Below are 12,182 nucleotides of genomic sequence, written 5' to 3'. Positions count from 1 at the left end.
GCGATCGGCGGTGCGGCCCCCTCCCGCGTTCCCGCTGGTTTGTTTAGTCGCAGTACATTCGCGTACTCTGTTCGGTGCCGAAGACCGCCGGTCGTCACCTCATGCCGAGGTGACCGAAGGACCCGATTCGTCGGGCGGCCTGCGTAGGTGAGACGAGAGCTTCCGCATGGCCTCCGTGCCTGCCTGGACGCCCCGTGCGCCTGCGCCGGGGCGTTTTTTGGTCGATCGGGCCCGGTCCCCGGGACGGGGCGGGTCGTGAACACCCAGGTAATCGGAAGGAGGCCGCATGGCCAGGGCCGATAAGGACGCGGCGATCGCCGAGCTCAAGGACGAGTTCCAGAGCTCCAGCGGCGCCGTGCTGACCGAGTACCGCGGGCTGACCGTCGCGCAGGTCAGTGAACTGCGCGGCAATCTCGGCGAGACCGCGCGGTTCCGCGTGGTGAAGAACACGCTCACCAAGCGCGCCGCGGACGAGGCCGGTGTCGACGAGCAGTTCCGTGACCTGCTCGAGGGCCCCACGGCCATCGCGTTCGTCCGGGGCGACGTGGTCGAGGCCGCCAAGGGCCTGCGTGACTTCGCCAAGGCCAACCCGCTGCTGGTGATCAAGGGCGGGTTCATCGACGGCAAGTCGATGAGCGCCGCGGACGTCACCAAGCTCGCCGACCTCGAGTCGCGCGAGGTGCTCCTCGCGAAGCTCGCCGGCGCCATGAAGGGCTCGCTGTCCAACGCGGCGGCGCTCTTCAACGCCCTGCCGACGCAGACGGCGCAGCTCGCCGAGGCGCTGCGCGCCAAGCGCGAGGCGGCCGGCGAGTCCGCCGACGCGCCGGTGGGCGACACCGCCGAGGCATCCGCCGAGTAGGCACCCGCGGTTTACACAATCCCCAGTTCTCAAGCCATAGCGGAGGAAAGATCATGGCGAAGCTCAGCACCGACGACCTGCTGGACGCCTTCAAGGAGATGACCCTTCTCGAGCTCTCCGAGTTCGTGAAGCAGTTCGAGGAGGTCTTCGACGTCAAGGCCGCCGCGCCGGTCGCGGCCGTGGCCGCCCCCGCCGGCGGTGCGGGCGCCCCGGCCGCCGAGGAGGCCGCCGCGCAGGACGAGTTCGACGTCATCCTCGAGGGTGCCGGCGACAAGAAGATCCAGGTCATCAAGGAGGTTCGCGCGCTGACGAGCCTCGGCCTGAAGGAGGCCAAGGACCTGGTCGACGGCGCGCCGAAGCCGCTGCTGGAGAAGGTCAACAAGGAGACCGCCGACAAGGCCAAGGAGGCCCTGGAGAAGGCCGGCGCCTCGGTGACCGTCAAGTAGGGCGCTCCGGAGCGCGGGCCGTACGGCCCCGCACGCTCCTCGGAGGCGGTCGTCCCACCATGGGGTGGGGCGGCCGCCTCTTTCCTTGTGCCGGAGTGATAAACGTATGGCGGAAAGCGTGCGTCCGGGCGGGTTGTGTGCGGATTGGGGCGCGGCGTAGCGTCCCCTCTGACGCTCTGGCCACACGGGGGCCGCGGCGTCCCGGCGGATCGGACGAGGTCGTCCTTCCCCGGCCGAACACCCGAGCCCGCTTGAGGCACCGGTTCTTGGACCACTAGTCTCATAGGCGCCGTAAGTAACGATTGTCTTACGACGTCGCATTTGGCCGCTGATCTGGGGCGGGAACCCCTTCCTTTTGGACGGAGTCCCGCTACGGTAGTGGCACCCGTCACTGCTACTGGACGGTAGCAAGAGGGCGGACACGCGGTGTGACGACAAAGAGCCTAGAGCTACTCGCTCATTGGTTCGGGATTCCCCCGGCCTGGACGAAAGGTGACGAGTGGGCGTCGAGATCAGAGTCGAAGGTCTGACCAAGTCCTTCGGCCGTCAGACCATCTGGCAGGACGTGTCGCTGACGCTGCCCGCGGGAGAGATCTCCGTTCTCCTGGGCCCCTCCGGCACCGGTAAGTCGGTCTTCCTGAAGTCGCTGGTCGGGCTGCTCAAGCCGGACCGGGGGCACATCTGGGTCGGCGACCGGGACCTCCCCTACCTCCCCGAGGCGCAGCTCTACGAGACCCGCAAGCTGTTCGGCGTGCTGTTCCAGGACGGCGCCCTCTTCGGGTCGATGAACATCTACGACAACGTCGCCTTCCCGCTCCGCGAGCACACGAAGAAGTCGGAGTCGGAGATCAAGCGGATCGTCATGGAGAAGCTCGAACTCGTCGGGCTGCTCGGTGCCGAGAAGAAGCTCCCCGGCGAGATCTCCGGCGGGATGAAGAAGCGCGCCGGCCTCGCCCGCGCCCTCGTCCTCAACCCCGAGATCCTGCTGGTGGACGAGCCCGACTCCGGCCTCGACCCCGTCCGCACGTCCTACCTGAACCAGACGATCGTCGACCTGAACGCCGAGATCGGCGCGACGTTCCTCATCGTCACCCACGACATCAACACCGCCCGGACCGTCCCGGACAACATCGGCCTGCTGTTCCGCCGCGAGCTGGTGATGTTCGGCCCGCGCGAGATGCTGCTGTCCAGCGAGGAGCCGGTCGTCCGGCAGTTCCTCAACGCGCGCAAGATCGGCCCGATCGGGATGTCGGAGGAGAAGGACGTCTCCGAGCTGGAGGCCGAGGCCAAGCAGGGCCACGACCCCGGCAAGCTGCCGCCCATCCCGCCGCAGCTGATGACCAGCGACGGCCGGATCCGCGCGGGCCAGCACGCCCCCGGCGCCTGGTGCGCCGCGCACGGCGTCACCCCGCCGCCCGGGTCGTTCGTCGACGACCTCGGCCGCAACTGGGTGGAGGAGTGGCCGCGGTACGTCGCGGCCATGGCGCCCGCCGGCGGCCCGCCGCCCGGCGCGCAGCCCGGCGGTGCCCCCGGGCACTTCCCCGGCAACCCGCCGCCTGGCCGGCCGGGGGCGGGTGCAGGGTACTGATGTCCACTCCTGGTATCGGCGCGGACCAGCGAGGGGATGGCAGGGACGAGGGATCGTCCACGAGGTTTCGCAAGATCGGTGACGGCGCCGCCAACATCGCGATCCGGGAGCCGGGCCGCTTCTTCGCCCTGTGCCTGGACACCGGCCGCGCGATGTTCAAGTGGCCGTTCCAGTGGCGCGAGTTCATCCAGCAGTCCTGGTTCATCGTCAGCGTCACCGTCATCCCGACGATGCTGGTCGCCATCCCGTTCGGCGGCATCCTGTCGCTGCAGGTCGGCGGGCTCATCCGGCAGCTCGGCGCGCAGTCCTACACCGGTGCGACCGCGGTCGTCGCGATCGTCCGGGAGGCCAGCCCGCTGGTCACCTCGCTGATGGTGGCGGGCGCCGCCGGCTCGGCGATCTGCGCCGACCTCGGCTCCCGGAAGATCCGCGAGGAGATCGACGCGATGGAGGTGCTGGGCATCAACCCGCTGCACCGCCTCGTCGTGCCGCGGATGCTCGCCTGCGCGTTCGTCGCGGTGTTCCTGAACGGGCTGGTCTCGGTCGTCGGCCTCATGGGCGGCTACTTCTTCAACGTGATGCTGCAGGACGGCACGCCGGGCGCGTACCTGGCGTCGTTCAACGCGATCGCGCAGCTGCCCGACCTGCTGCAGGCCGAGTTCAAGGCGTTCGTGTTCGGCATCACCGCCGGCCTCGTCGCGGCGTACAAGGGGTTGAACGCGAAGGGCGGCCCGAAGGGAGTCGGTGATGCGGTCAACCAGACCGTCGTCATCACCTTCATGCTGCTCTTCCTGGAGAACTTCCTGATCTCCGCCCTGTACTTCCAGTTCGTGCCGTCGAAGGGCATGTAAATGGCGGCTCCAGGGAAGACGGGGAAGGCCGTCAACAAGGCGGTGAACGCGCCCCTCCAGCGGCTGGACGACTTCGGTCACCAGATGTCGTTCTACGCCCGCGCGTTCGCGTGGACGTTCCGGGTGCTGCGCCGGTACCGCACGGAGGTGCTGCGGCTGCTGGCCGAGGTGAGCCTCGGCACCGGCGGCCTCGCCGTGATCGGCGGCTCGGTGGTGATCGTCGGGTTCATGACGTTCTTCACCGGCAGCCAGGTCGGCCTGCAGGGCTACGAGTCGCTGAACCAGATCGGCACGGCGGCGTTCACCGGGTTCATCGCGTCCTACTTCAACACCCGCGAGATCGCCCCGCTGGTGTCGGCGCTGGCGCTGTCGGCGACGGTCGGCTGCGGGTTCACCGCCCAGCTCGGCGCGATGCGGATCTCCGACGAGATCGACGCGCTGGAGGTCATGGCGGTCCCGTCGATGCCGTTCCTCGTCACGACCCGGATGCTGGCCGGGATGATCGCGGTCGTCCCGCTGTACATCGTGGGCCTGCTGGCCTCGTACGGCGCGACGCGGCTGATCGTGACGGTGTTCTACGGGCAGTCGACCGGCACCTACGACCACTATTTCCATTTGTTCCTGCCGCCGAATGACATTTTGTGGTCATTCGGAAAAGTAATCATATTCTCGGTACTGGTCATGCTGATCCACTGCTACTACGGCTACCACGCGAGCGGCGGCCCGGCGGGCGTCGGTGTCGCGGTGGGCCGCGCGGTGCGCACCAGCATCGTCGTGATCAACGTGGTGGACCTGCTCCTCGGAATGGCGATCTGGGGCACTGGCACGACCGTCCGGATCGCGGGGTAACGGGAAGATGACGGAACGTATCCGGTTTCGGTTGCTCGGGCTCGCCATGTTGCTGGTGATCGTCCTGTTGCTGGCGCTCACCGTGGCGCTGTTCAACAAGGCGTTCACTCCGGTGACCGAGGTGACGGTCCGGACGGAGCGCGCCGGGCTGCAGCTGCTGCCGCACTCGGACGTGAAGGTGCGCGGCCTGATCGTCGGCGAGGTGCGCGACACCGACGCCACCGCCCAGGGCGCGACGCTGCACCTGGCGCTCGACCCGGACAAGGCGAAGCTGATCCCGCGGAACGTGCAGGCGCGGCTGCTGCCGAAGACGCTGTTCGGCGAAAAGTACGTGGACCTGCACATTCCGGAGCAGCCCGGGGCGCTCGGGCTGGCCGAGGGCACCGTGATCCAGCAGGACCGGTCCCGCGCCGCCGTCGAGATCGACAAGGTGCTGAACGATCTGCTGCCGCTGCTGCAGGCGGTGAAGCCCGCGGAGCTGAACGCGACGCTGAACGCCCTCGCCACGGCGCTGCAGGGGCGCGGCGAGCAGCTCGGGCAGAACCTGGAGCAGGCCGACGCGCTGCTGAAGAAGATCAACCCGCAGCTGGGGACGCTCGTCCACGACCTGCACGGCCTGGCGGACGTGTCCGACATCTACCACGCCGCCGCGCCGGACCTGCTGCAGACGCTGCGCAACCTCAACGTGACCAGCAAGACGATCACCGACAAGACGGCGACGATCGAGCGGCTGATCCCGGCGACGACCGCGCTGGCGCAGGACGGCGACGTGTTCATGCGCACCAACGGACCGAAGATCATTGGGTTCAACATCGCGAACCGGGACGTGCTCAGCGTCGTCGCCCGGTACTCGCCGTCGATGCCGTGCGTGCTGTCGGGGCTCATGAAGATCAAGCCGGAGGCGGAGCGGGTGGCCGGCGGCAACGGGTCCAAGACCTTCAACCTGACGATCGAGATCGTCAAGCCGCGGCCGGGCTACCAGAACCCGCTGGAGCTGCCCGAGCTGAAGGACCAGCGGAACCCGCGCTGCTACAACCTGCCGAACCCGCGCGTCCCGTTCCCGGACTACCTGGCGCTGGACGGCACCGAGGACAACCTCTGGTGGAAGGACCCGGACCCGCCGAACGCGCCCGCGGGCGGCCGCGGCCGGGCGGTGTCGAACATCTTCGTCGACCCGGGTTCGATGAGCGAGAAGGACAAGATCAAGAGCATCGTGGGGCCGCTGACGCGGACCCCGGCCGATGAGGTCTCCGACGTCTCGTCCCTGCTGTTCGGGCCGCTGATGCAGGGAGCGGTGGTGACGGTCAAGTGAAGACGACGAGCGCGGGGATCAAGCTGCTGACGTTCGTGGTCGCCACCGCGGTGGCCACCGGCGTGCTGGCGATGACGATCTCCAACGTGCGGTTCGGGCCGTCCAAGACCTACAAGGCGATCTTCTCGGACGTGACCGGGCTGCTGAAGAACGACGACGTCCGCGTCGCCGGGGTCCGGGTCGGCCAGATCGAGGAGATCCGGCTCTACAAGGGGCACCAGGCCGAGGTGACGTTCAGCGTCCAGGAGAACGGCGCGTTCCGGGCCGGGCTGCCGACGTCCACCAAGGCGCACATCCGGTACCGCAACCTGATGGGGCAGCGGTACCTCGCGCTGGCCGACGGCGAGGGCCAGGCCAACGAGTACCTGGACCCGGGCGACACGATCCCGATCTCGCAGACCGAGCCGGCGCTGGACCTGACGACGCTGTTCAACGGCTTCCGGCCGCTGTTCCGCGCCCTTGAGCCCAAGGACGTCAACACGCTGGCGATGCAGATCATCACGGTGCTGCAGGGCGAGGGCGGGACGATCAACAGCCTGCTCGCGCACGTCGCGTCGCTGACCAACACGCTCGCCGACCGGGACCGGGTCATCGGCCGGGTGATCGACAACCTGAACGCCGTCCTCGGCACCATCGACGAGCGGCACGACGAGGTCAACAAGCTGATCCTGGACCTGCGCGGGTTCGTCAGCGGCGTCTCCGACGACCGCGAGGCGATCTTCGACTCGGTGGCCGCGATCAACGACCTGACCGGCACCACCCAGGACCTGCTCGCCGACGCCCGGCCCGGCATCCGCAACGACATCGCGGGGCTGCGCAAGCTCACCGGGACGTTCGCCGAGAACCGCAAGGACATCGACGAGGGCCTGCAGCGGACGCCGAACCGGCTGGAGGGCCTGCTCAACATCTCCTCCTACGGCTCCTGGTTCAACATGTACATCTGCGGCCTCGACGCGCGGGTGCGGCTGCCTGGCGGTCCGGTCTACCAGACGCCGGCGATCGTGAACGAGAACGCGAGGTGCAAGTAGATGAGGGTCTCGTTCCGCGAGCGCAACCCGGTCCCCATCGGCCTCATCGGGTTCGCGGTCATCATCGTGCTGGTCGTCCTGGCGATGAACCTGCAGAACATCCCGTTCATCGCCGGCGGCACCACCCGCACCGCCCAGTTCAAGGAGGCGGCGGGGCTGAAGCCCGACGAGGAGGTCCGCATCGCGGGCGTCAAGGTCGGCGAGGTCAAGGCCCTGGACCTGGACGGCGACCATGTCAAGGTCACCTTCCGGGTGGACGACGGGGTCAAGCTCGGTGACCGCACCGAGGCCAGCATCAAGATCAAGACGGTGCTGGGCTCGCACTACCTGGAGCTGATCCCGCGCGGGAAGGGCGAGCTCGGCCGCACGATCCCGATCGAGCGGACGCACGTCCCGTTCGAGGTCGTCCCGGCGATCAGCGAGCTGAGCCAGCGGGTCGGCGCGATCGACGTCGAGCAGGTCGCCAAGTCGTTCGAGGTGCTGTCGCAGACGTTCGAGAACTCCCCCGAGGAGGTCCGGGCGTCGCTGCAGGGCCTGCGGCGGCTGTCGAACACGATCGCGTCCCGCGACGAGGAGCTGCACGAGCTGACCGGCAAGGCCAAGGACGTCTCGAAGCTGCTCGCCGACCGCAACCAGGACTTCGCCGAGCTCGTCCAGGACGGCGACAAGGTCCTGCAGGCGGTGCAGGCCCGCCGCGCGGTGATCCACCAGCTGCTGATCCGCACGGTCACCCTGTCCCAGCAGGTGAACGCGCTGATCAACGAGAACGAGAAGCAGCTCCGGCCGATGCTGGACAACCTCGCCAAGGTCAACCAGGTGCTGCTGAAGAACCAGAACAACCTGGACCGCATCCTCCAGCTGTTCGCGCCGTTCGCCCGGCAGTTCGCCGACGTGACCGGCACCGGCCGCTGGTTCGACTCGTGGATCCAGAACCTCCTGCCGATCCCCGCCTCGATCGGGGACGGGCCGGGCACCGGCGGCGGAGGCGGCACCCACCAGCAGGGCGGCGGTACCGGCAACGGCGGCCCGTCCGGCAATGGCACGTCCGGCAATGGCTCGTCCGGCAATGGCCAGACCGGCGTCACGGGCGACGACCCGTTGCCCTTCCTCCCGTGAGCAGGCAGGTTTCCGTGCGCAATTCAGGGACCATCCTCCGACTCGGCGGCGCGATACTCGCCGTCGCGGTGCTGGCCGCCGTCCTGCTGCTGGTGCTCCAGAAGCCGGAGCAGCGCCGGATGACGGCGTACTTCACCCAGACGGTCGGCCTCTACCCGGGCGCCGACGTCCGCATCCTCGGCATCCCCGTCGGCGAGGTCACGAGCGTCGACCCCGTCGGCGACTCGGTGAAGGTCGAGCTGGAGTACGAGGCCAAGTACAAGGTGCCGGCCAACGCGCAGGCGGTCATCATCAACCAGACGCTCGTCGCGGACCGGTACATCCAGCTCACGCCGGTGTACAAGGGCGGCGCGGTGCTGGCCGACGGCGCGACCCTCACCACGAGCCGCACCGCGGTCCCGGTCGAGATCGACGACATCGGCGGCAGCCTCAACGACCTCACCAAGGCGCTCGGCCCGGAGGGCGCCAACGCGCCGGGCGAGGACGGCACCGGGGCCCTGTCGGAGCTGCTGCGGGTCGGCGCCGAGAACCTGGAGGGGCAGGGCGACGACATCCGGCAGACGATCGCGGACACCTCCAAGGCGCTCAGCACCCTGAGCACCGACCGCGGCGACATCGCCGAGACGATCCGCAACCTGCGCATCATCACCGACGCGATGAAGGCCAACGACCAGCAGATCAAGTCGTTCGGCGGGCACCTCAACGAGGTGTCGGCGCAGCTGGCGGGGGAGAAGGAGGAGCTGAGCGCGGCCCTCAACACCCTCGCGCCGACGCTGCGCAACGTCCAGCGGTTCGTCAAGGACAACCGCAGTGAGCTGGCCAAGAGCGTCCGGCAGCTCGCCCAGATCACCGGCGTGCTGGTCAAGGAGCGCGACGCCCTCGCCGAGATCCTGCAGGCCGGCCCGCTGGCGGTCAACAACCTGGCCCGCGCGTACGACCCGATCAGCGGCACGATCCACACCCGCAACAACTTCCGCCAGTTCCACGACCTGGCCGACTGGGTCTGCTCGCTGGCGTACTCGGTGGGCACGCCCGCCAAGGAGTGCCTCGACTTCGTCGAGCCGTACAACGGCATCGGCGAGGCGCTGACGGGCCTGCACCTGGACCTGTCCTGGATCACCGCGCTGACCACGCACTACGACCCCGTCCCGATCCCGCCGGACGCCTACGGGCCGCAGGGCCCGCCCAAGTCCGCCCAGGCGAACGGAAGGGCGAACGACCGCGCGAACGGCGGCGCCAGGACGAACGCCGCCGGGGCGCAGGGCGCGCCGGAGGGCATCACCGCGCTGCTGCCTGGAGGTGGCCGATGAGCACGACACGGCGGGTGCGCCGCGCGGGCCGCCGCGCACGGCTGTTCGGCGTCGTCGCCGTCGCGGGCGTGACGGCCCTGACCGGCTGCACGTTCGACGGCGTGTCGTCGCTGCCGCTGCCCGGCGGCCCCGACCTCGGACCGGACCCGACCACCGTGAAGATCGAGTTCTCGAACGTGCTGGACCTCGTCCCGCAGTCGGCGGTCAAGGTCAACGACGTCTCGGTCGGCCAGGTGGAGGACATCGAGCTGGCCGGGAGCGCCGGGTCCGGCCGCGGCTGGTACGCGGTCGTCACCGTCAAGGTGCGCAAGGACGTCAAGCTGCCCGACAACGCGGTCGCGACGATCGGGCAGACCAGCCTCCTCGGCGAGAAGTTCGTGCAGCTCGACCCGCCGGCGAACGAGGCGCCGACCGGGGAGCTCGGGAACAACGACCTGATCCCGCTGGCCCGCACGACCCGCGGCACCGAGATCGAAGAGGTGCTGTCGGCGATGTCGCTGCTGCTGAACGGCGGCGGGCTGGAGCAGGTCTCCACGATCAGCCGGGAGCTGCAGGCCGCGATGGGCGGCCGGGAGGCGACGATCAAGTCGGTGCTGCACCGGCTGAACACCTTCACCGGCACCCTCGACCGGAACCGCACCGCGATCACCCGGGCGCTGGACAGCATCGACCGGCTCAGCGGGAAGCTGGCGGACGAGCGCCAGACGATCCGCGACACCATCGACCAGACTGGCCCGGCGATCGCCGTCCTGGATCGCAACCGCGCCGACCTGACCAAGATGCTCGTCGCGCTGGACCGGCTCAGCCACACCACCACGAACGTGATCAACCAGTCGAAGGCCGACCTGCTCGCGAACCTGCAGGACCTCGACAAGATCCTGCGGAACCTCAACAAGGCCGGCTCGGACCTGCCGAAGTCGCTGGAGACACTGATCACCTTCCCGTTCCCCGCGACGTTCGAGAACGTCATCGAGGGCGACTACGGCAACGTCCACCTGCGCGTCGACCTGGACTTCGAGTCCCTCGCGCACAACCTGTTCGGCGGCACCGACCTGGAGAAGACGCTCGGCAGCGGCCAGCAGATGCGCAACATGCTCCAGGTGCCGAACGTGACGCTGCCCGACACGCCGCTCGGCGTGCTGCCGCAGTCGCCCGGCGGCGGCTCCGGCGGCGTGCCCGGCCTGCCGGGGACCGGCGGGCAGACCGGCACAGAGCAGCCCGGGACGAACCAGCCCGGCACGAACCAGCCCGGGACGAACCAGCCCCGCTCGGACGGGCAGGGCCGTCCCGGCGCGCTCGGCCCGGGATCCGGTGACAGCGGTCTGCGGACCCTGATGACGGGGAGCCTCTCGTGATCCTCAGCCGCGGAATCATCCTCCAGCTGATCGCCTTCGCGGTGATCACCGTCGTCGGCGTCGCGATCGTGTCGGTGAACTACATCGGGCTCGGCCGCGGCGTCCTCGGCCGCGAGTACGTCGCCTGGGTCGACCTCACCGACTCCGGCGGCGTGTTCACCAACGCCGAGGTCACCTACCGGGGCGTCCCGGTCGGGCGGGTCGGGCCGATCGAGCTGACCAAGGACGGCATCAAGGTCAAGCTCGAACTCCGGCGCGGCGAGCGCATCCCGCGCGAGGGCACGAAGGCCGTCGTGGCGAACCGGTCGGCGGTCGGCGAGCAGTACATCGACCTCGTCCCCGCGCGGAAGGGCGGGCCTTACCTGGACGAGGGCGACCCGTACACGATCCCGCGCGAGCGCACGACGCTTCCGGTGTCCACCGCCGACCTGCTGCGCAACGTCGACGCGCTCGTCGGCTCGGTGAACACCGAGGACCTCGGCATCATCGTGGACGAGCTGAACAACGCTTTCTCCGGCTCCGCCGAAGACCTGCAGTCCCTCCTGGACGACACCGACCGCATCCTGCAGACGATGGACGAGTCGTACCCCGACACCAAGCGGCTGCTCGACAACAGCGTCACCGTCCTGGACACCCAGCGCGGGCAGGCCGCCAACATCCGGGGCTTCGCGCGCAACCTGAACGAGCTGACCACGTCGCTCCGCAACGACGACCCGGCGCTGCGCCGGACGGTCGACAGCGTGCCGGGCGCGGTGGACGAGACGCACAAGGCCATCCACCAGCTCGCGCCGACGCTGCCCGTCCTCCTGGCGAACCTCACCACGACCGGCCAGGTCATCTCGTCGCGCAAGGCGGGCCTGCGGTCGCTGTTCATCCTGTACCCGGTGACGGTCGCGGGCGCGCAGACCGTCACGCCCGGCGACGGGACCCAGCACCTCGGGCTCGCGCTCAACATCGACTCGCCGCCCCCGTGCACCGAGGGCTACGAGCACGTGAAACGGCGCTGGCCGCAGCACACGGCCAAGAAGGAGCCCCGCCTGGACGCCGGCTGCAAAGCGCCGAAGGACGCGGACACCGCCGTCCGCGGCCCCCGCAACTTCCCGGCCGACGCCATCGCGCCGTACCCGCAGGTCCCGCCGGGCGCCACCGCCGGCGCCGGGTTCCCCGAGGGCGGCGCGTACGCCGAGGACGGCGACGGCGACGGCAAGGCGCAGGCCAAGGGCGAGCAGGGCGACGCCAAGGCGAAGGCCGCGGCCGCGGCCCCGTCCGGGCAGCTGGCGAACGGCAATCTGTACCTCTCGTATCCGGCTAACTCAGTTGAATTCGCTGGATACGATCCAACGACCGGCGCGGTCTACGGGCCCGACGGCAAGCGGTACACGATGCCGCGCACCGCCGGTACTCGTGAGTTGGGAGATTCCTCGTGGAAGTGGCTCATGCTCGGACCCCTGAGCCAGTGAGGCGGGTC

Annotated in this window: 11 protein-coding genes; all 11 read left to right on the top strand. The window is 69.3% G+C overall.

The window, feature by feature from the left end:
• Positions 1-286 precede the first annotated feature (286 nt).
• Positions 287-859 (top strand): 50S ribosomal protein L10, encoded by a 573-nt coding sequence (gene rplJ / locus E1200_RS11175; RefSeq protein ID WP_131951775.1) that lies wholly within the window; start codon positions 287-289, stop codon positions 857-859.
• A 53-nt stretch (positions 860-912) separates the two neighbouring features.
• Positions 913-1,305, top strand: a complete 393-nt coding sequence (rplL, locus tag E1200_RS11170; protein ID WP_131951774.1) for a 50S ribosomal protein L7/L12 — start codon at positions 913-915, stop codon at positions 1,303-1,305.
• A gap of 499 nt (positions 1,306-1,804) precedes the next feature.
• A complete protein-coding gene (locus tag E1200_RS11165; protein ID WP_131951773.1) occupies positions 1,805-2,893 on the top strand; it encodes an ABC transporter ATP-binding protein in 1,089 nt (362 codons plus the stop codon).
• Between the two features lie 152 nt (positions 2,894-3,045).
• A complete protein-coding gene (locus E1200_RS11160; RefSeq protein ID WP_347813211.1) occupies positions 3,046-3,744 on the top strand; it encodes an ABC transporter permease in 699 nt (232 codons plus the stop codon).
• Positions 3,745-3,828: 84 nt separating this feature from the next.
• Positions 3,829-4,593, top strand: coding sequence for an ABC transporter permease (locus E1200_RS11155; protein ID WP_347813210.1), 765 nt, complete (start codon positions 3,829-3,831; stop codon positions 4,591-4,593).
• Between the two features lie 7 nt (positions 4,594-4,600).
• Positions 4,601-5,905: an MCE family protein gene (locus tag E1200_RS11150; RefSeq protein WP_131951770.1), complete on the top strand. Its 1,305-nt coding sequence runs from the start codon at positions 4,601-4,603 to the stop codon at positions 5,903-5,905.
• Positions 5,902-6,933, top strand: coding sequence for an MCE family protein (locus tag E1200_RS11145; RefSeq protein ID WP_131951769.1), 1,032 nt, complete (start codon positions 5,902-5,904; stop codon positions 6,931-6,933). Before E1200_RS11150 ends, E1200_RS11145 begins: the two co-directional genes overlap by 4 nt.
• Entirely contained in the window at positions 6,934-8,049 is a 1,116-nt protein-coding gene (locus E1200_RS11140) for an MlaD family protein (RefSeq protein ID WP_131951768.1), read from the top strand.
• The gene (locus tag E1200_RS11135; RefSeq protein WP_131951767.1) at positions 8,046-9,359 is read left to right on the top strand and encodes an MCE family protein; all 1,314 of its coding nucleotides are present in this window, start codon (positions 8,046-8,048) and stop codon (positions 9,357-9,359) included. The genes E1200_RS11140 and E1200_RS11135 overlap by 4 nt, the downstream gene beginning before the upstream one ends.
• The gene (locus E1200_RS11130) at positions 9,356-10,714 is read left to right on the top strand and encodes an MCE family protein (protein ID WP_131951766.1); all 1,359 of its coding nucleotides are present in this window, start codon (positions 9,356-9,358) and stop codon (positions 10,712-10,714) included. The genes E1200_RS11135 and E1200_RS11130 overlap by 4 nt, the downstream gene beginning before the upstream one ends.
• Positions 10,711-12,174, top strand: coding sequence for an MlaD family protein (locus E1200_RS11125; RefSeq protein WP_131951765.1), 1,464 nt, complete (start codon positions 10,711-10,713; stop codon positions 12,172-12,174). Before E1200_RS11130 ends, E1200_RS11125 begins: the two co-directional genes overlap by 4 nt.
• Positions 12,175-12,182: the final 8 nt, after the last annotated feature.

The sequence above is a fragment of the Actinomadura sp. GC306 genome (assembly GCF_004348665.1).
GTDB lineage: Bacteria > Actinomycetota > Actinomycetes > Streptosporangiales > Streptosporangiaceae > Spirillospora.
The sequence above is the reverse complement of the archived record's forward strand: the minus strand, read 5'-3'. Positions and strand labels throughout refer to the sequence as shown.

Excerpts from the sequence above, each read along its gene's own strand:
- rplJ (WP_131951775.1), top strand. The coding sequence starts at position 287 with ATGGCCAGGGCCGATAAGGACGCGGCGATCGCCGAGCTCAAGGACGAG.
- rplL (WP_131951774.1), top strand. The coding sequence starts at position 913 with ATGGCGAAGCTCAGCACCGACGACCTGCTGGACGCCTTCAAGGAGATG.
- E1200_RS11160 (WP_347813211.1), top strand. The coding sequence starts at position 3,046 with ATGTTCAAGTGGCCGTTCCAGTGGCGCGAGTTCATCCAGCAGTCCTGG.
- E1200_RS11155 (WP_347813210.1), top strand. The coding sequence starts at position 3,829 with ATGTCGTTCTACGCCCGCGCGTTCGCGTGGACGTTCCGGGTGCTGCGC.
- E1200_RS11150 (WP_131951770.1), top strand. The coding sequence starts at position 4,601 with ATGACGGAACGTATCCGGTTTCGGTTGCTCGGGCTCGCCATGTTGCTG.
- E1200_RS11140 (WP_131951768.1), top strand. The coding sequence starts at position 6,934 with ATGAGGGTCTCGTTCCGCGAGCGCAACCCGGTCCCCATCGGCCTCATC.
- E1200_RS11130 (WP_131951766.1), top strand. The coding sequence starts at position 9,356 with ATGAGCACGACACGGCGGGTGCGCCGCGCGGGCCGCCGCGCACGGCTG.